Annotated in this window: 18 protein-coding genes; 9 read left to right on the forward strand and 9 right to left on the reverse strand. The window is 65.3% G+C overall.

Annotation, left to right across the window (positions count from 1 at the left end; genetic code table 11):
* Positions 1-40 precede the first annotated feature (40 nt).
* Positions 41-520 carry an Lrp/AsnC family transcriptional regulator gene (locus tag ACIGJD_RS15305; RefSeq protein WP_483686900.1) on the forward strand — a complete coding sequence of 160 codons (480 nt, stop codon included), beginning with the start codon at positions 41-43 and terminating at the stop codon, positions 518-520.
* A gap of 303 nt (positions 521-823) precedes the next feature.
* Here the strand turns inward: ACIGJD_RS15305 and ACIGJD_RS15310 are convergent, their stop codons facing one another.
* Positions 824-3,265 (reverse strand): zinc metalloprotease, encoded by a 2,442-nt coding sequence (locus tag ACIGJD_RS15310; RefSeq protein WP_483686901.1) that lies wholly within the window; start codon positions 3,263-3,265, stop codon positions 824-826.
* Positions 3,266-3,271: 6 nt separating this feature from the next.
* Positions 3,272-3,943 carry a peptidoglycan-binding protein gene (locus tag ACIGJD_RS15315; RefSeq protein ID WP_483686902.1) on the reverse strand — a complete coding sequence of 224 codons (672 nt, stop codon included), beginning with the start codon at positions 3,941-3,943 and terminating at the stop codon, positions 3,272-3,274.
* A 465-nt stretch (positions 3,944-4,408) separates the two neighbouring features.
* Between ACIGJD_RS15315 and ACIGJD_RS15320 the strand changes: the two genes are divergently transcribed.
* From ACIGJD_RS15320 to ACIGJD_RS15335, 4 genes are all read left to right on the forward strand, one after another.
* The gene (locus ACIGJD_RS15320; protein ID WP_483686903.1) at positions 4,409-5,473 is read left to right on the forward strand and encodes a sodium:calcium antiporter; all 1,065 of its coding nucleotides are present in this window, start codon (positions 4,409-4,411) and stop codon (positions 5,471-5,473) included.
* Between the two features lie 86 nt (positions 5,474-5,559).
* Complete coding sequence (locus tag ACIGJD_RS15325; RefSeq protein ID WP_483686904.1) at positions 5,560-5,928, forward strand: twin-arginine translocase TatA/TatE family subunit; 369 nt, start codon at positions 5,560-5,562, stop codon at positions 5,926-5,928.
* A gap of 79 nt (positions 5,929-6,007) precedes the next feature.
* On the forward strand, positions 6,008-6,334 hold the full coding sequence (locus tag ACIGJD_RS15330) for an SHOCT domain-containing protein (RefSeq protein ID WP_483686905.1): 327 nt from the start codon (positions 6,008-6,010) through the stop codon (positions 6,332-6,334).
* Entirely contained in the window at positions 6,331-6,897 is a 567-nt protein-coding gene (locus ACIGJD_RS15335; RefSeq protein ID WP_483686906.1) for a sulfocyanin-like copper-binding protein, read from the forward strand. Before ACIGJD_RS15330 ends, ACIGJD_RS15335 begins: the two co-directional genes overlap by 4 nt.
* A gap of 93 nt (positions 6,898-6,990) precedes the next feature.
* Here ACIGJD_RS15335 and ACIGJD_RS15340 read toward each other — a convergent pair whose 3' ends face one another.
* Complete coding sequence (locus tag ACIGJD_RS15340) at positions 6,991-7,515, reverse strand: DUF2127 domain-containing protein (protein WP_483686907.1); 525 nt, start codon at positions 7,513-7,515, stop codon at positions 6,991-6,993.
* Positions 7,515-9,725: a transglycosylase domain-containing protein gene (locus ACIGJD_RS15345; protein ID WP_483686908.1), complete on the reverse strand. Its 2,211-nt coding sequence runs from the start codon at positions 9,723-9,725 to the stop codon at positions 7,515-7,517. The genes ACIGJD_RS15340 and ACIGJD_RS15345 overlap by 1 nt, the downstream gene beginning before the upstream one ends.
* Before the next feature lie 216 nt (positions 9,726-9,941).
* On the opposite strand from ACIGJD_RS15345, the gene ACIGJD_RS15350 reads away from it, so the two are divergent.
* From ACIGJD_RS15350 to ACIGJD_RS15360, 3 genes are all read left to right on the forward strand, one after another.
* Positions 9,942-10,526, forward strand: coding sequence for a hypothetical protein (locus ACIGJD_RS15350; protein WP_483686909.1), 585 nt, complete (start codon positions 9,942-9,944; stop codon positions 10,524-10,526).
* A gap of 76 nt (positions 10,527-10,602) precedes the next feature.
* Complete coding sequence (locus ACIGJD_RS15355) at positions 10,603-11,349, forward strand: YcnI family copper-binding membrane protein (RefSeq protein ID WP_483686910.1); 747 nt, start codon at positions 10,603-10,605, stop codon at positions 11,347-11,349.
* Positions 11,333-11,923, forward strand: coding sequence for a copper resistance CopC family protein (locus ACIGJD_RS15360; protein ID WP_483686911.1), 591 nt, complete (start codon positions 11,333-11,335; stop codon positions 11,921-11,923). The genes ACIGJD_RS15355 and ACIGJD_RS15360 overlap by 17 nt, the downstream gene beginning before the upstream one ends.
* 109 nt (positions 11,924-12,032) lie before the next feature.
* On the opposite strand, the gene ACIGJD_RS15365 is transcribed toward ACIGJD_RS15360, so the two are convergent.
* Both ACIGJD_RS15365 and ACIGJD_RS15370 read right to left on the reverse strand, forming a co-directional pair.
* Positions 12,033-12,545, reverse strand: coding sequence for a hemerythrin domain-containing protein (locus ACIGJD_RS15365; RefSeq protein ID WP_483686912.1), 513 nt, complete (start codon positions 12,543-12,545; stop codon positions 12,033-12,035).
* A 106-nt stretch (positions 12,546-12,651) separates the two neighbouring features.
* Positions 12,652-12,996, reverse strand: coding sequence for a hypothetical protein (locus ACIGJD_RS15370; protein WP_483686913.1), 345 nt, complete (start codon positions 12,994-12,996; stop codon positions 12,652-12,654).
* 149 nt (positions 12,997-13,145) lie between these two features.
* Here ACIGJD_RS15370 and ACIGJD_RS15375 point away from each other — a divergent pair, with 149 nt between their 5' ends.
* The gene (locus tag ACIGJD_RS15375; RefSeq protein WP_483686914.1) at positions 13,146-13,877 is read left to right on the forward strand and encodes a hypothetical protein; all 732 of its coding nucleotides are present in this window, start codon (positions 13,146-13,148) and stop codon (positions 13,875-13,877) included.
* A 23-nt stretch (positions 13,878-13,900) separates the two neighbouring features.
* Here the strand turns inward: ACIGJD_RS15375 and ACIGJD_RS15380 are convergent, their stop codons facing one another.
* From ACIGJD_RS15380 to ACIGJD_RS15390, 3 genes are all read right to left on the reverse strand, one after another.
* Positions 13,901-14,770, reverse strand: a complete 870-nt coding sequence (locus tag ACIGJD_RS15380) for a class II glutamine amidotransferase (RefSeq protein ID WP_483686915.1) — start codon at positions 14,768-14,770, stop codon at positions 13,901-13,903.
* A gap of 22 nt (positions 14,771-14,792) precedes the next feature.
* Positions 14,793-16,193: a glutamate decarboxylase gene (gad, locus tag ACIGJD_RS15385; protein ID WP_483686916.1), complete on the reverse strand. Its 1,401-nt coding sequence runs from the start codon at positions 16,191-16,193 to the stop codon at positions 14,793-14,795.
* 283 nt (positions 16,194-16,476) lie between these two features.
* Positions 16,477-17,175: a GntR family transcriptional regulator gene (locus tag ACIGJD_RS15390; RefSeq protein WP_483686917.1), complete on the reverse strand. Its 699-nt coding sequence runs from the start codon at positions 17,173-17,175 to the stop codon at positions 16,477-16,479.
* Between the last annotated feature and the right edge of the window lie 209 nt (positions 17,176-17,384).

Below are 17,384 nucleotides of genomic sequence, written 5' to 3' on the forward strand. Positions count from 1 at the left end.
TAGTATGGGAGACGATTTGTAACTGTGACGTGGATTACCGATGGGAGCCGTGGACAAAATGCCGGGCAAGGATGCCGCCGCCGAGGTTCCGCTGGACGACATTGACCGGCGCATCATTGCCGAACTGACCCGCGACGGGCGCATGTCGGTGACGCAGGTGGCCGAGAACGTCCACATTTCCAGGGCGCACGCGTACTCGCGGATTTCCCGGCTGACGTCCGACGGCGTGCTGACCCGGTTCACGGCGCTTGTGGATCCGATCAAGGCGGGGCTCAAGTCCTCGGCCTACGTGACGCTGAAGCTGAAGCAGGATTCCTGGCGCGAACTCCGCGACCAGCTGGGCGCCATCCCCGAGGTGCACCACATCGCCCTGGTGGGCGGGGACTTCGATGTGATCCTGCTGGTCCGCGCCGTGGACAACATCGACCTTCGGCGGGTTATCTTCGACCAGCTGCAGACCATGCCCGGCGTGCTCGATACGCAGACGTTCCTGGTGTTCGAAGACGTGGATACGCGGTAGCTCTCCGTGGGCGGCTACGGGTCGGAGAACAACTGGCGCACCACCCCATGCTTCAGCGAAAAGGCCACCCTGCAGGCCATCCGACGACTGCAGGGTGGCCCGTTTTCAAGACACGGCTGGCGGGTCCGGGGCTTCCCGGCCGATATCCCAAAAATGAGCTGCAGGGCACGTCTCTCCGGCAGCAGCCAACCTACCCGCGCGGCGGACCCTCCCATAAGGGTTGCCCGCACCCATTCGGTCTAGCGGCCTACCCATTCCAGGAGCGAGACCGTCGGCGGGGGCAAAGCCGGCGTGCCCCGGCCTTTACCCCGCGCTGGACGTAGGCGCGGGCTCCAGGGTCTCCCCTCCCCCGTAATCCACAGTGGGTGCCGGCGTTGCGTAGTCAACGGACGACGTCGGTTGGCCGCCTCCCAGATCTGGCCCCGCCGGCGCCGTGGCCACCCCAGTCGCAGCCGGTACAGGTGCAGGTGCAGGTGCAGACGGCCCATCCTGGGCAACGGACGAGGTGGGGCCAGGGGTCGGACCACCGCTGGGGCCAGCCGTAGCAGGGGACGTCGCCACGGAAGTCCCTCCGGAAACAGAAGAGCCTTTGACGATGGCCGTGATCTGCTCCTTGTACCCGTTGAGCGTGGCCTGGATCTCGGACAGCGGAACGTTTTGTAGGTTCCGCCCATACTCCGCGATTTGGGCCCACAACGACTCAAGCTGCTGCTTGCTGTCGCCGTCCAACGGCCCGTCGAGCGTGAGGACCAGCTGGCTGGCCAGGGCATAGGTGAGGCAGTCCAGGCAGTTGTAGTTGGCAGCCGCCGAAAGGTTCTGCGGCACGATCACGTCGGTCTGACCTACCACCAGGACCACCTGGAAGCCCACGGCCACTGCCGCGCAGCCCGAGCAGTTGGCGAAAGCGTATGCCTCGTTGGTGGTGGTGACCGGCTCCCCGCCGTCTGCCCAGACCAGGGCGAAGGCCACGCTGTACTTTACGGAGCCGTCGGTGGTGTTGACGGCGAGCGCCTGGTTTCCGTCGGCGGCCGGGGCGGCTGGCCTGTCGAACGGAAACACCCAGGAGGGAGCAGCAGCAGAAGTGGTGCTGCCGCCTGGCGAGGCACTGGCCGGTGATGCGTCGGCAGGCACCAGCACCATGCTCAGCTGGGGATTGTCCCGCGTGGGTTTCACAGCATCCGCGGGCCACAGCGCAACAGTCTGGCCGGAAGCACCCTCCCGCAACGCCTCGCGCCCACGCTCGCGCTGGGGCAGGATGGCCCGCGTTGCGTCACCCAACGTCCCGCGTTCGTACGCCTGCACCGGGCGGTACGTCCCGCCGTCGGGCCACCATGCCCAAGCTAGCCCCGCCAGCAGGACTGCGACGGCGGTCATGGCGGCCGTCCGCTGCACCGCCTTGCCACGGGTTTTTTGCCACAGGCCCGTGACAAGCTGCCGCAGCAGCCGCACCACGATGTACAGCACGCCCAGCACCGGGACCGCCACCACAACAATGGCGAGGGCCCGAACGGCCACGCCCAGTAAGTCGCCGGAAGAAAGACTCGCCGCCAGCGCTTCCTGCTGCTTGCCCACACTGGCCCAGCCGGTGGCCAGCAACCGTGGCAGGGACAGCACCATCATCACCATGCTGAACAGCAGCACCGGTACGGTCACCAGCACCCAGACGGTAACCACGGCCCGCGCCAACGGCTTGAGCACCTTGCTTTCCGGGCTTCCCCACCGCCAGGGAAGGATTCCCAGGAGGGTGGGTTTGATGCGCTGGAACAGGTCGGGTACGCCGGTGGCGTCCGCCAGGATGTGGTAGCCGTCGTACTTGACCAGTGGGATGAGCTGCCGGACCATCTGCAGGATCTGCGTGACCACCACCAGCAGCAGTGCGTCAAAGCCGGTGGCCCACCACAGTCCCATGATGGCGACGGCCACGATCGCGTTGAAGTACAGCCCGCCCAGGTCGGTGCGGATCCGGCCGCCGCGGCCCAGGCGGTAGGAGTCGGTGACGTCCGTGAAGAAGGCTGGCCACAGCAGATATAGCCCGGCGCCCATGGCCCCGGGTGTGGCTCCGCCCTTGCGTGTGGCGGCGGCGTGGCCGAATTCATGGAAACCGGCTGACAGGATGGTGACGGCGAGGATCAGCAGCAGGAGGGCAGGCTGCTCGAAAGCCTCGTGGGTGGCTGAGCCGAGCCCTTTGACCATGAGCACCCACCAGCATGCAGCCAGGAACGCGGCCGTCACGGCCACCACGATCAGTGGGTGGAACAGCACCGCGAACGGTGCGGTGATCCTGCGGGTACGGGCGGGGTCGGACACGATGTAGCGGAAGCGCAGGCCCAGGAGCGGGTTGGACTTCTTGACTTCCGGCTGCGTGCCGTCGGCAAGCCGGAGCAGGCCCAGGGGCAGCAGTTGCGAGTCCATCAGGGTACGGACGTTGTCAGCGCTGACCAGCCGCCCGGACCCTTCGCTGACGTGCCGGGCAATGCCGTCCAGGTCGCGGGTCCCGTCCGCCGCCTCCAGCACCAAGTACAGCAGCCGGGTCAGCTGGAGGGTCTGGCCGTCGGCTCGCCGCACCAGGGCGGGCGGTTCGCGGTAGCCCGACCCCTCCGCGGTGCCCAGGAGCTGGACGCCGTCGGCCCGGGCGGGCAGGTGGGCAGCAGCCGTCGACATCTTTCCCGACGGATCCGGGGCAACGGAGACGCGTGACGACGGCGGGCCCGCCTCGGGAGGCGGCCCGCCGTGGGTTTGGGTCATGTCTGCTTACTGCTGCAGGTCGGACTGCTGGCCGGCGGTGGCATTTGCCTCGCCGTCGATGTGCTGCGAGATGGTGGCGCTCTGGTCCGAGATGGCATAGGCCTGGCTGTCGATGGAGCCGATGTTGGCGGCCACTGCGGCGTCGATGGGTGCAGCCACGTTGGCGTTCGCGGCCACGGCACCGTTGATGGGAGCGGCGATGGCGGCATCGGCATCCAGGTTCACATCGACGTTCAGCAGGTTGCCGTTCAGCGCCCCGGCTGCGTCGGTCAGCCCTCCGGTACTGGTGGGATCTGACACTGCGCCGGACGTTCCATCCGTGGTTCCGGCGTCGGCGGTACCCGTATCGGTGGTGCCGTCGCCCTGGCCGATCAGGCTGTCCTGGGTGGAGTCGGCGTTGGCATCGGCGGTGATGCCCTGGTCGATGGCGGCGTCCTGGCTGGACAGCGCCTGCGCGTCCGAACCGTAGGAGAGGATGTTGGCCGAGGCGGCGGCATCAATGGGTGCTGCCACATTGGCGTTGGCGGCGACAGCCAGGTCGATAGGCGCCGCTGCGTTGATGCCCAGGTCCAGGTCCGCGTTCAGGTCCAGGACGGACGCCACTTCCTTGTCCGGCAGGGCGGTGGCCTGCTCCGACATCAGTTCTTCATCGGTGAGGGGACGCATTTCGTTGTCCATGCTTGAAAAACCTCCGGTGCAGCGCGGGTGCTCTGCCCCCAGCGGACAGCCGCGCCCCACAATAGTAAGCATGGTTAGTAGTTTTGCGAAGAGGTGTGGACTGGGGCCACTGCAAATGTCGACGGCGACGTCACTCTCTGCGGGCGGAGGCACCGCCCCAGTACTGATAGCTGTCGTAGCAATTGCGGGAGCAAAATGCCGCAGTAGGAGATTCCGGCAGGGCCAGCCCGCAGTACCGGCACTTTGGCTTGGATCGCAGGATCTGCTTCACGATTCTCAGCATGGATGAAGGCTAGGCGGCCCATCCGCAGATCTGACCAGTAATTGATACTGCAATTCAGCAGGGCGCAATACCTGCCTCAGCTGCAATTCCCAGAGCATTCCCAGCATGGATATGCAGTTCCAGGTCTTGCCCATGGGTACGTGATTCCTGGGTGGCAGGGCGCCGCCCGGGAAGGGAGAGGCATGGAATCGCTGCCCCTGGCAGTTCTGTTACTGATTTTCGCCGCTGCCGCAGCGGTGATCTGGGTGGCGGGAATCCACCTCTCCAAACAGACAGATGTCCTTGATGACCGGCTGCATCTGGGGTCGGCGCTGGGCGGCCTGATCCTGCTCGCCATTGCCACGAATCTGCCCGAGATCGCCATCACCGTCAGTGCGGCCGTGTCCAACAACATCGGTGTGGCCGTTGGAAACATCTTGGGTGGTATCGCCATTCAGACTGTCGTGCTGGTCATCCTCGACGTGTTTGGAACCAGGGGCACCGATCCCCTCAGCTACAAGGCAGCGTCCCTGACGCTCGTCATCGAAGCCGTCACCGTCATTGCAGTCCTGGGCGTAGTGATCGCCGGGAGCCAGATGCCGAACTCGCTGGTGGGACTGCGCCTGACGCCGGCCGCTGTGCTGATCGCCGTGATCTGGATCCTCGGATTGATCCTGGTCCAACGTTCCCAGAAAGGCCTTCCCTGGCACCAGCAAGGTGACGCGCCCGGCGGGCAGGACGAGCCCCAGGGCCATTCCAAGAAAAAGGCCAACGAGAAGACCCGGCACATCAGCACGGGCAAGTCTGCCCTGATCTTCACCGTCGCGGCCTTGGCCACCCTTGGCGCAGGCGTGGTGCTGGAGCGCAGCGGCGATGCGATCGCCGGGCACATCGGGCTTTCGGGCGTCCTCTTCGGAGCCACCTTCCTTGCCCTGGCCACGTCCCTGCCGGAAATTTCCACCGGGCTGGCATCCGTGAAGCAGGGCGACTACAAGCTGGCCTTCAGCGACATCTTTGGCGGCAATGCGTTCCTGCCGGTTCTGTTCCTGGTCGCAGTCCTGATCACCGGCAAGCCGGTCCTGCCACAGGCCCAGGCCACCGACATCTACCTCACCGCCCTGGCGATCCTGCTGACCCTGGCCTACCTGCTGGGCCTCCTCTTCCGCCCGAAAAAGAAACACCTCGGCATGGGAACCGACTCCTTGGTCGTCCTGGTCCTCTATCTCGTTGGCGTCGCCGGCCTTTTCGCCGTAGCCACGATGGCCTGACGGCGGCTCGCGGAGCCTACGCCCAAGCGGACTCCAGGCTCCTTTTCCCCGCACTCCCGCGGCCCCGATCGCAGTAAAATAATGGGATGTTCGGTATCGACGCCGAAAAGCTCTTCGTCCTCCTCATCATCGGCGCCTTGGTGCTGGGCCCGGACAAATTGCCCGAATATGCCGCCAAGTTTGGCCGCCTCATCCGGGAACTGCGCCGTCTGGCTTCCGGCGCGCAGGAACAGCTCCGCCAGGAGCTCGGGCCCGGGTTCGATGACATTGACTGGAAACGGCTCGACCCGCGCCAGTACGATCCCCGCCGGATCATCCGAGAGGCGCTCCTGGATGAACCTGCCCAGCCTCCCCATACCCCGGCTACGACGACGCGCGAGGCACCGGGTGCTTCTTCCCGGCAGCAGGACAATTGGGCCGGACAGGCAGCCCCCTTCGACTCCGAAGCAACCTAGAGCGGGCGGGAGGGCCTTGGATGAAACTTCCTCACGCGAGTGACGCATGGCCACCACTCGGCCCACGATTGGGTGACTTATGGCTCTGTTCATCCGGCGCCGGCCGAGGAAAGGTGTTAGCAGCCGCGGCAAGGATCGAAAGGTGTTTCCGGCGATGATGTACGGATGGTACGGCGACTGGGGTATGGGCGGTTGGATTGCGATGGCCGTGCTGATGCTGCTGTTCTGGGCCGGCGTGGTGACGGTCGTGATTCTTCTGGTCCGCGGCGGACACAAGGGCCAGGCGAGATCCTACGGGTCTCCTCACGATGAGGCTGAGCGGATCCTGAACGAACGGTTCGCCCGGGGGGAAATCGATGCGACCGAGCTGAATGAACGTCGAGCTGCTCTCCGACGCAAGCCGTGAAACAGCTCTCCCGCAACACGTCGATCCTGATCGGTGTTGTCGCAACGCTGCTGCTGACCGCGTTATCCATGGCGGCTGTTTCGCTGCTGGGCGCCGGCCCCAAACCGGGCGGAGCAGGAAATCCCGCCGCCACCCGTTGTACGGCGCCGAGCGTCGCCGGCACCGTCGTCAACGTGACTACCACCGACATGGGGTCCATGAGGTCCGGGCCAAGGATGATGCGCGGCGGCATGCGCCTGACCGCCGACCGGGCCACCGTGGTCCACGGCAAAGTAACCTTTTTCGTCACCAACGCAGGTAGCATCCCCCACGAAATGCTGGTCGTCCCGCTGGCAGGCACACAGAGTGCAGGAAGTCGGCCGATGGGCCGGGACGGAAGAGTCGACGAGGCCGGCAGCCTGGGCGAGGCCGCCGCTACCTGCGCCGAAGGCGAGGGCAACGGGATCCTGCCGTCCGCGGCCGGATGGGTCACTCTTGACCTGCAGCCCGGACGGTATGAACTGTTCTGCAACATTCCGGGCCACTACTGGGCCGGGATGTACACCGAGCTCACCGTGACCTAAACCGGCCAGAAAAAACTGGAAAGTGGACAGTGATGCCATATGGGCGGACCGGCACCGCGAGGGATGAACCCGCAGTCGTAGTAGTCGAAGCTGTCAGCGCGAGGACCGGGGCGTTTCCGCATCAACCTCAGGCACCCGGCGCTGCGCCCGCCGGATCCGGTACTCGCGCCAGGTAATCCACACGATGAAGATGTCGAACGCGGTGAGGAGCACCATGCCCCAGGAGAACGACACCGAGATCCGGTACAGCTGGTAGGCGATGAAGAGCAGCAGGAAGGCGATCATCCACGGGTAGGCCCACAGCTTTTCCTTCAGGACGGCCCACACCAGGACGATCTTCACCACGCCGTGCAGAAGGAGGTAGACAGCGCCAAACAACGACGCCGACCCCGAAAGGTTGGCGGTCATGTGCAGCAGGCTGTTGGCCACGAAGTCCCGGGGATCCTGGGCGAGTTCATGCTGGGTAAGGAACCGGGCCACCTCGCCGATCTGCGCTGGAGTGACCAGCAAAAGGAGAACGCCGCCGATCAGTTCCAGGAACCCGTCCAGGCCCTTGAGGAGCAGCGAGATGCGGAAGGTCCTGTCAAGCACGGTGGTTCGAGATCGTGCTTCTTCCATCAGTTGCTCTTGGTCCGCTGTCCTGCGGGGTCGCTGATGAGGTTCTGCGGCGGCGCGTCGAAGTTTCCGTGGTCGTAAAGGCCCACTACGCCCTGCATGTACTGGGCCCATTGCGGACCAGCGATGAATGCCCCGTCCACGGCCGGATAGAACTTGCCGTTGACGGTGATGTTGCGGCCCAACCGGTCCGAGCCGCCACTGAAGGGATCGCCGAAGAAGGATGCCGTGGCCAGACCTTTCGTGTATCCCACCACCCAGGTCTGGTTGTTCCATTCATTGGTGCCGGTCTTTGCAGCATCCGGTACCCCGAGTTTCTGCGGAATCAGCAGCCCGGAGCCTTTGGTGAGGACGTCCTGGAGGACGTTGGTGACAGCCTTGGCAACATCGGGTTTCAGTGCTCCGGCCTGGCAGGAGGATGTTTGTCCCCCGATCTTTTTGCCCTGGGCGTCGTCCACTTCCGTGATGGAAATGGGGCTGCAGTAGGTGCCGTTGGCCGCGAAGGTGGCGAACGCGTTCGCCATGGTCAGGGGTGCCACGTTCTGGCTGCCCAGGATGTTTCCCAGGGTTGAGAGGTCGATCTTCTCGTCTTTTCCGCTGCCCAGGTGCAGGCCGATGGCGTCTGCAGCGCGCTGGACATCGCAGAAATCATTGAGCCCGGCGAGGGAGGCGAACGTGGCCGTGTTGATCGACTGGTAGATGCCTTCCCGAACCGTCATGGGCCGGTACCAGTTAGGCTCATCGTTCTGCAGGTCCGAAGAGTCCCGCACGGTGCTGTCGAACCAGCCCTGCACAGGATGGCAAGTTGTCTTCCAGGGGTAGTAGATGCCGTAGCGCCGCTTGGAGGCGTCAACGATCTGGTTGGTTGACTTACCCTCGCCAAGCCACGCCGCCAGGGTCACCGGCTTCATGGTGGAACCGGGCTGCATGCCGCCCACACCACCCAGGCTGTTTCCGGCCGCGTCGCTGCCGTCCACGTTGAAGTTGTAGTCGGAGACGAATCCGGCGCCTTGGCCGGGCAGTTTCCGTGAATTCTGTGCCATGGACAGGACTTTTCCGGTGCCCGGCTCGATCGTTACCAGGGAGGCACCCCACTTGTCCGGGTTCGCGCCGGCGGTGGCGTCCACCTGGGCCTGGGCCGGTCCCTGCAGCCGGGGATCCAGGGTGGTCTTGATGGTCAGGCCGCCGGCCATGATCTTCTGGTCGCGGTCGTCCAGGGTAGCGCCATACGCCGGGTCATTCTCGATCTGGTGGATGACGTAGTCGCAGAAGTACTGCGCCTGCGGAGCATAGGCGCAGCCCTGCTTCGGTGGGTTGACCTTGAGCTGGATGGGCGTTTTGACGGCGTCGTCGTGTTGCTGCTGGTTGATGTAGCCGTGCTGCAGCATCGCGTCGAGCACCAGGTCGCGCCGGGACTTGGAAGCCTCGGGGTGGACGGTGGGATCGAACAGTGAAGGGCCGTTGACCAGGCCGGCGAGCAGCGCCGCCTGGGGCAGGGTAAGGTCCTTGGCGTCAACGGAGAAGAAATACTGGCTGGCGGCCTGGATGCCGTACGCGTTGCTGTTGAAACCCACCACGTTCAGGTATCCGGCCAGGATCTGGTCCTTGGAGTACTTCTCCTCAAGGCCGATGGCGAGCTTCATCTCCTGGATCTTCTGGTTCACGCCTTTTTGCCCGTTGAGCACCACCTGGGCGTCCTTGCCCTGGGCGATCAGGTTTTCGTTGAGCATGTTGGTGACGTACTGCTGGGTCAGCGTCGATGCGCCCTGGTGCCCGCCGGCGGCGTCCACCGCCAATGCCCGGAAGATGCCTTCGGGATCAATGCCGCCGTGCTGGTAGAACCGGTAATCCTCGATCGCCACGATCGCGTTCTTGATGTTGGGCGACATCTGGTCCAGGGGAATCCGGGTCCGGTTTTCGTTGAAAAGGGTGGCAATCTGGGTTCCGTCCGCGGCCAGCACCCGCGTCATCTGTGCCGGGGGCGCGGAGAACACGTCGTTGGGGAGGTTGGTAGTCAGCGCCTGGGATCCGCCCGCCACCACTGTCTCCGTCACGGCTGCTGCCGGCATCATCAGGCCGGCAACAAGGGCCCCGCAAACGGCGCTGACGGCAAGGAAGCCCACAAACCAGCCCAGCGTGATCCCGGCGACGCGCAACGGGTTCCGGCGCTCGGACGGATTGGACGTGGATTGGGAAGGAACTCCCTTGGGCATGCGTGTCTCCGGTTCTCGCATCGAATTGCTGCAGTGGTGGCAACCGGCTTTCACCCTACTCTTCAAGTCTGGGGCACTCCTGAATGGCGCACGGGGAGCACAGTTTGCGTCACGGCCGGCGGGACTGCCCGGCAAAGGGCCCCCGATTACCGTGCACGCCGGGGCCGAACCTAAAGTAGATACCGGCAATATCGAGGTGGAAGGGTGGCGAATGGCATGAGTGCCCCGTTGCGCTTCCCCCGCGCCATGGCTGTTACGACGGCTATGATCACCTTGGCTGCCGGCGCCCACGTCATGGCCGGCGGCTCGCTGCCCCAGCCCGTAATCTTCCTGGGGCTTGTGGCGCTGGTGCTGGCTCCAGTCATGATCCTGGCCAGGTTCAAAGTGGCCGCGCCCGCCATGGCCGGGCTCCTGGTGGCCAGCCAGTTGATTCTTCACGAGGCTTTTGGCGCCCTGTCCGTGTCCGCAGGATCCCAGCACGTCGCCGTCGGCCATCTGCACGGCTCCGGGCCGGTGCTGCCCGCCACTGCGCTCACCCCGGATTACGCGGTTCCCAGCACGCTGATGCTGGTCCTTCACGCCGCGGCAACACTGGCCACTGCTTTGGTGCTGGCGCGGGGCGAGGCAGCTGTCTGGGCCCTCGCCGCGTGGCTCCGTCCCATCATCCGGATCCTCACGCCGGTGGTCATCCCTGACTGGCCGCTCCAACCGGCGCCGCCCGCCGTCGTCGTCCTTTCCCGCTGGCGGAACCTCAGGCTGCCGGCCAGGCGTGGGCCGCCGCTGGTCCCCACCGCTCCCTGAGCGGCACGTGACATCCTGACCCGGGCCATTGCCGCGCCGGGTCCTGCCAGTACGCCCATTTCCTGGAAAGCATGCAATGAAAACAACACTTCGCCGTACCCTGAAATCCCTTGGCGCCGCCACCGCAGCCGCGGGAATCATCGCCGCGGGGGCCACCGCCGCGTCCGCCCACGTCAGCGTGGACCCGGACGATACCGGCGCCAACGGCTACTCGCACCTGACGTTCAATGTGCCCAACGAATCCCCCACCGCGAAGACCACCAAGCTCGAGGTGAAGTTGCCGGCGGACACCCCCTTCACCTCCGTTTCCGTCAAGCCGGTGGAGGGCTGGAGCGCCCAGGTGATCACCAGCGAGCTGCCCAAGCCCGTAACAGTGGCCGGTGCCACGGTGACCAAGGCGCCGAGTTCCGTGGTGTGGACTGCCGATGAGGCGCACCAGTTGGGCCAGAACCAGTACCAGTCGTTCTCCCTGTCCGTGGGTAGGCTCCCGGCGGAGGGGACCACCGTGACGTTGAAGGCGGCGCAGTCCTACTCGGACGGCTCCGTAGTGAACTGGGACCAGGAAAAGAGCGAGGGACAGCCCGAGCCTAAACATCCGGCCCCGTCCTTCACCACCACCGCCGAGGACAGTACGACGGCGGCTGCCGCACCGGGAGCGCCGGCTGCGGAACCAGCGGCGCAGGTCTCCCCTGCGTCCAGCAACGCCGCTTCCGTCTGGGGAATCGTGCTGGGTGCAGCCGGACTGGTCCTCGGTGCCACTGCCCTGGGGCTTGTCCTCGCCGGGCGGCGCGTGAAAGGAGCTGGCCGTGACAACGGAAAATAACAACCGGCGGAGCTGGCCCGCACGGCTCCTGCTCACGCTCGCCACGGCAGCGTTCCTGGTGCTTCCGGCGGCTGCGGCCCAGGCCCACGATGCCCTCGAATCCAGTGATCCTGCCGACGGCGCCACGGTCCAAAGCGTTCCGGCCAAGATCGGCCTGACCTTCGACCGCACCCCGATTGCCATCAATTCGATCGTGCGGGTGGAAGACTCCGCAGGCACTGACCAGGCGGACGGTGCGGTGGAGATCGTGGACAACCACGTCTCCCAGGCGGTCAAGGCAGGAGCGCCGGCCGGCAAGTACACCGTGGTGTGGCGGGTGGTCTCCTCGGACGGGCACCCCATCGAGGGAACCTTCACCTTCACCGCGAACAGTGCGAACGCCGGGGGCAGTGCAGTCGGTGCCGGCGCAAGCAGTGCGGCGCCCACGACGGCGGCGCCCGCCCAGGCATCCACACAACCCGGCCAGGTGCCGTGGGCCCTGGTGGGCGGCATTGCCGCGGTCCTGGTCCTCGCGCTGGTGGTGACGGCCATCTTCGTCAGGCGCCGGCTCCAAAGTTCCGACGCCGAACAGTAAGCCGAACCAAGGCTGGTTCGACGCCCGGACGGACAAAGCCGGTCACCCTGCAGCTGTTCAGCTGCAGGGTGGCCGGCTTTAACCGCAGTGCGACTGGATGCAGCCGCCCCTACTCGTGCTCGTGGACATACTCATCGGGGTCGATGTCGTGGGATTCGATGCCGTCGGCGTGGGCGGACTCGAAGATGCTGAAGGACAGTCCAAGCCGGTGGCGCAGTTCCAGGGACGCGTGCTGCCGGAAATCGGTCAGGCCTTCACGCTCCTCCTCTGCCATGTGGTCGCCGTTGGCTTCATTGAGCTTTGCCATCGCGTCCCACCACTGCGGTGCGCCGGCCGGGTGGCGGGAAACTTCACCGATGGCGTCCCGGATCTCATTGTGGTCGTGGATCGCGTCCTCGGTTTCATCACCGGCGGAATCCTTTCCGCCTGCTCCGGTCCCCAATTCCATCAGTTCGGGATAGAACAGTTCCTCTTCTGCTTTGGCATGTACTTCCAGCAGGATGCGGAGCTGTTTCCACACAGGTTCCAGGTCGGAGGGTTCGCACCCATGCATTTCGTCGAGCAGGGCGAACCGCCGCCGCTGCTCGTGGTGGTCATTCAAAATCACTTCAACGATGTCCATGATGGACCTTTCGGCAGGATCAGCGCGCCCGGGTGAGCCACCAACCCATCCTTACAGATGCCCGGGCACTGCAGCAGGTCCCGCCCCTGCCCCATTCAGCGCCGGTTCAGGCGGCGGACCGCCGGATGGTGACTATTCGCGCCGCCACCCCGGCGATGACAAGAGCGATTCCCAGCGCAAGCAGGGCCCACACAGGGACAGAATCGGCATCAATGCTGCGGTAGCAGGCGGCCGCCGCCCCGCCGCCGCCCCGCTGCTGGTCCATCAGTTCAGCTGCCCGGCTGTTGGGAACCAGGGGGCTGCCGCAGAGCGGACCGGACGGCTGCAGCCCGATGACGAAACCAAGAATGTACACGTCCAGTCCGGCAGCAGCGATCCACATCCACACGCGCCGCTGCCAAACCCCTTGCTTGCCACCGGTAAGGGGCTTCGTCAGAAAAACATGCGCCATGGTCCGAGCATAATCCGCACCCCGGACAGAGGTAAGGAACCGGACAAAGACCAAGGCGTTTTTCAGCTTTTCCCCAGTCTTCGCTCCTACAGTGAACCCGTGCCGGTCACTGGGTCCGGCGTGCACGCGCAAGTTTGGAAGGACACAACGTGGTGAAGCCGTCAATTCCGTCAATCAAAACCCGCATCGGAGTTGGAGCGGCAGCCGTCCTGGCTGCCGGTGCCATGGCCGTGGCGGGCGTCGGTGCCGCGTCCGCATCCCCCACGTCAACCCCCGCTTCAACAGCTTCCCCCGCTGCGGGCGCCAAGGCCCACACGCCAAAGGGCTCGGGAGGCCTGGAGGCGTTCCTGAGCCTGAAGGCGGACAGCCCGCAGGCAGCCGGGGACCGCGCGGCAAAGGCAGCTGCCGCCCTTGTGAACCACCCCCAGCTTTTCGCAAAGCTCCCCGCTGCGCTGCAGGCGGATGTGACCACCCTCAAGGACGCCTCCGCGGCCGATCGGGTGAAGGACGCCTACAAGATCAAGACCACGGCCCTGTCCGGCGGGTACGGCGCCGAGATCCAGAAGCGTGCCGACGCAGCGGAGAAGGCTGCCACCAGCCTGGCCGGCCTGCGCCAGGAGCTGCGCACCGCGTTCAGCTCGGGCAACCCCGGCGCCGGGCTCCAGCAGGTGGCCAGCCAGCTCATCAGCCACCCGAAGCTGTTCGCCAAGCTCCCCGCAAACCTGCAGGCGGACCTGACGACGCTCAAGAACGCCGCCCCGGCTGACCTCGACGCCCAGGCGAACAAGATCAAGGACACCGCTGTCAACGGCGGTTACGGCACCAAGGTCCAGAAGATGGCGGAAGCGCTGGCGAAGAAGGCTGCAACCCCCAACACCTAAACACCGACGGGAAACCAACCCCGTCAGGACATTTGCGACGCGGCCGCGGACGGTTCCAGGTCGGCGAGCGTGAGCGGGTACGCAGGTTGGTCCGGGAACGGAAAGGTGCAGGCCACCGCCAGGTCCGGGCCAACGTGCACCAGCTCCCCCGGAGACAGGGGACGCCAGCCGGGGTTGTGGTTCATCGGTTCGGTGGCAAAGAGAACCGAGCGCACCGCCGAGAGCTCCGTGCTTCGTGAACGGATCCGGTGGCTTCGCGCGTCCAGCGGTGCCGCCGGAGCGGGCTCGGCTGCCGGGTCCCTTTCCAGGATGTACAACGGGTGGGTTGCCGGGTAGCGGAGCGCCCAAAGGTCCGTCGCCGTCGTGATAATGATGTTCAGGGCCAGGACGGGCAGCTCGGCGGCAATCCAACCCACCGCCCTGGCAATGCCTTCCGCCACATCCCCGCCGGCCCTGCGGGTCTCGGCCGTAATCAGGGCGAAGAGGCGTTCACTGTCGGTCTGGCCCTGCACCAGACCCGCCACGCCAAGCCCACCAAGACGCGCATCCAGCCGGTCCAGGCCGTGGAAAGCGCCGTTGTGGGCGAACAGCCGGCCGTCCTGCTCGAACGGGTGCGTGTTCACCATGGTGTGCGCGCCCGTGCTGGCGTACCGGACGTGGGCCAGGAAGGTGGTGCTCAGCAGCTGCCGCGCTTCGCGGGCAAAGGCGTGGTCCTCCCACGCGGCGAGCGGCCGTTTGCTGACCCGCGCGCCGCCGTCGGGATCAAAGCTTCCGATCCCCGCGCCGTCGGGCTCCCTCCTGCTCTGCTCGGACAGGCTGTCCGGGGCGTCCAGCAGCCAGAAGGTGGCGCGGACGGGCCGGGACCCGGCGTGCAGCCCGAACAGTCGGCACACGTGGCACTCCTTTGAATAAGGGCTAGTGGTGGAACGCTTCCTTCTGTTGCCCGTCGGGCATGGGCGCCGTCAGGGAATCCAGGTAAGCCACTTCCTTCTTGAAGTCGGTCAGGAAGCTTGCCGCCAGGTCGCGGGTGAAGCCGTTGCGGACCACGATCCGCTGCACCGTGATGTCGGCGAGCCCTTCCGGCAGCGGGTAGGCCGGGACCAGCCAGCCGTTCATGCGCAGGCGTTCGGAGAGGTGGTGCAGGTTCCAGTTCTTGGTGTGGCCGTCGGTGAGCTGCCAGGCGAAGACCGGGATGTCGGACCCGTCGCTCCACAGGGTGAAGGCGTCCATGGCCCCGATCTCGTGCGAGAGGTACAGCGCAACGTCGCGGGAGCTTGCCTGGACGGACTTGTAGCCGGCGAAGCCCAGCCGGAGGAAGAGGTAGTACTGCAGCAGAACCTGCGCGCCGGGCCGGGAGAAGTTCAGGGCGAAGGTGGGCATGTCGCCGCCCAGGTAGCTGACGTGGAACACCAGGTCTTCGGGCAGGGACTGTTCGTCCCGCCACACCACCCAGCCCAGGCCCGGATAGACCAGCCCGTACTTGTGCCCGGACGTGTTGATGGAGGCCACCCTGGGGAGCCGGAAGTCCCACACCAGCTCCGGGTTCAGGAAGGGCGCCACCATGGCCCCGGATGCGCCGTCCACGTGGATGGGGATGTCCAGGCCGGTGTCAGCCTGGATGCGGTCAAGTGCGGCGCTGATCTGCTCCACGGGTTCGTAGGCGCCGGTGTAGGTGACGCCCATGATGGCCACCACGCCGATGGTGTTTTCGTCCACGTACCGTTCCAGGTCGTGACCGTCCAGCGTGGGATGTTCGGCGGAGACGGGCACGTAGCGGGCTTCCACGTCCCAGTAGTTGCAGAACTTCTCCCAGCACACCTGCACGGCGGAGCTGAGGACAATGTTGGGCGCCTCCGTGGGCTTCTTCTCGGCGCGACGGCGGTGCTGCCACCGGCGTTTGAGCGCCAGTCCGCCCAGCATGCATGCTTCGGAGGACCCAACAGTGGAGGTGCCGATGGCCGCGGCAGGATCCGGTGCATTCCACAGGTCCGCGAGCATCCGCCAGCACCGGGTCTCGATCAGCGCCGTCTGCGGGTATTCGTCCTTGTCGATCATGTTCTTGTCGAACGTTTCGGCGTACAGCTGCGAGGCTTCCTTCTCCATCCACGTGCCCACGAACGTGGCCAGGTTCAGGCGCGAGTTGCCGTCCAGCATCACCTCGTCGTGAACCACCTGGTAGGCGGTGGCGGGCAGGGATTCCCCGTCCGGGATAGTGAACCGCGGAAAGATGGTGGCTTCCCCGGGTCGGCTGAACAGCGGGTTCAGCTCCACGCTCGTTTCGGGCTGGTGCCGTACGCTCCGGTGTGACCTCGTCATGTCCAGTTCCTTCGGCCGCCGTCGTTGCAGCCACGCGCACGCCGCTGTACTTCCGCTGTTCCCAGCACTCCGTATTATTCATGTCCCCGGCGCAAACGGCACCAGATTTCTCGGGCATGTGCCGAGCGGAAGTACGACGGCGGAACGCGGCAAGGTGCCGGCCCGCACCTTGTTTTCGACGCGCCGATGCGGTTCCGCTGCGCAGGTTCCTTTTCGCGGCCCGAATCTGGGGTGCGAAAAGGAAGGCGCACCGCGAAGATGGGGAAGCGAGTCGCGGAGGTTGCTACTGGTGCCCGAACTTCGTCAAAGTTTCCGAGCGCGACCTGATGCCTTCGATATGCCGGGCCATAGCAGCAGTGGCCGCTTCGGGGTTACCGGCCTTGATGGCGTCAATAATTGCTTCGTGCTCCTGGACGGTGTGGTCTCCGCTCATGTCGTTGTGCACCATGAGCCTGAACCGCTGGATGCTGCCCTCAATGGAGGTGTATGCCCGGAGCAGGAATTCATTGTCCGTTGCTTCAACAATGCGCCGGTGGAAACCCTCGTCAGCCTTCCAGTAGGCACGGTATCCAGCGAAGGTGTCGCCGCCCTGCCGGGACGCCTCAAGGTCGTGATGGAACCGTTCCAGGTCTGCCACTAACGCCTCGGAGGTATTGGCGGACGCGATCCCGGTGCAGGCGGGCTCCAGGATCTGGCGCGAGGTGAGGAGTGCCGCCACGTCGCTGGCGGTGGGCTCAGGGGCCACCTTGTACCCGCGGAGCGCTTCCCTGCGGACCATTCCCGTTGCCTCCAGTCGGGCCAGCGCTTCCCTGACGGGAGTAGAGGAAACCTTGAAGCGCTTGGCGAGTCCGTCGATACTCAACGGCGATCCGGTGGAAATCTTGTCATCCAGCAACAGGGACAGGATGGCCTCGAAAACCTGATCCACCAACATTGGCCGGCCGGGGATGAGTACTTCTTCTTCGGGCGAAGCGGCGTTCATTTCGGAATCCTATGTGAATTGGGCGGCCGGGGATGCTGGCGTGCACATCAGTTTGTTCTCTCCCGCGTCATAAAGCAGTGGGGCCCAAAAAGGGTTTGCAGGAAATCGTGCATGATGTACGGTACATGATACCGGATAGCCCGTGATCCAGAACACACACGGTGCTGACCGCGAAGGTTGGATCCTTTCCCCACTTCAACTCCTCCCCC

This window comes from Arthrobacter sp. E1SS-5 (genome assembly GCF_057073715.1).

Coding starts and splice junctions, on each gene's coding strand:
- ACIGJD_RS15320 (WP_483686903.1), top strand. CDS start 4,409: ATGGAATCGCTGCCCCTGGCAGTTCTGTTACTGATTTTCGCCGCTGCC.
- ACIGJD_RS15370 (WP_483686913.1), bottom strand. CDS start 12,996: ATGGCGCATGTTTTTCTGACGAAGCCCCTTACCGGTGGCAAGCAAGGG.
- ACIGJD_RS15305 (WP_483686900.1), top strand. CDS start 41: ATGGGAGCCGTGGACAAAATGCCGGGCAAGGATGCCGCCGCCGAGGTT.
- ACIGJD_RS15390 (WP_483686917.1), bottom strand. CDS start 17,175: ATGAACGCCGCTTCGCCCGAAGAAGAAGTACTCATCCCCGGCCGGCCA.
- gad (WP_483686916.1), bottom strand. CDS start 16,193: ATGACGAGGTCACACCGGAGCGTACGGCACCAGCCCGAAACGAGCGTG.
- ACIGJD_RS15340 (WP_483686907.1), bottom strand. CDS start 7,515: ATGGAAGAAGCACGATCTCGAACCACCGTGCTTGACAGGACCTTCCGC.
- ACIGJD_RS15350 (WP_483686909.1), top strand. CDS start 9,942: ATGAGTGCCCCGTTGCGCTTCCCCCGCGCCATGGCTGTTACGACGGCT.
- ACIGJD_RS15330 (WP_483686905.1), top strand. CDS start 6,008: ATGGCTCTGTTCATCCGGCGCCGGCCGAGGAAAGGTGTTAGCAGCCGC.
- ACIGJD_RS15345 (WP_483686908.1), bottom strand. CDS start 9,725: ATGCCCAAGGGAGTTCCTTCCCAATCCACGTCCAATCCGTCCGAGCGC.
- ACIGJD_RS15315 (WP_483686902.1), bottom strand. CDS start 3,943: ATGGACAACGAAATGCGTCCCCTCACCGATGAAGAACTGATGTCGGAG.
- ACIGJD_RS15365 (WP_483686912.1), bottom strand. CDS start 12,545: ATGGACATCGTTGAAGTGATTTTGAATGACCACCACGAGCAGCGGCGG.
- ACIGJD_RS15355 (WP_483686910.1), top strand. CDS start 10,603: ATGAAAACAACACTTCGCCGTACCCTGAAATCCCTTGGCGCCGCCACC.
- ACIGJD_RS15325 (WP_483686904.1), top strand. CDS start 5,560: ATGTTCGGTATCGACGCCGAAAAGCTCTTCGTCCTCCTCATCATCGGC.
- ACIGJD_RS15310 (WP_483686901.1), bottom strand. CDS start 3,265: ATGACCCAAACCCACGGCGGGCCGCCTCCCGAGGCGGGCCCGCCGTCG.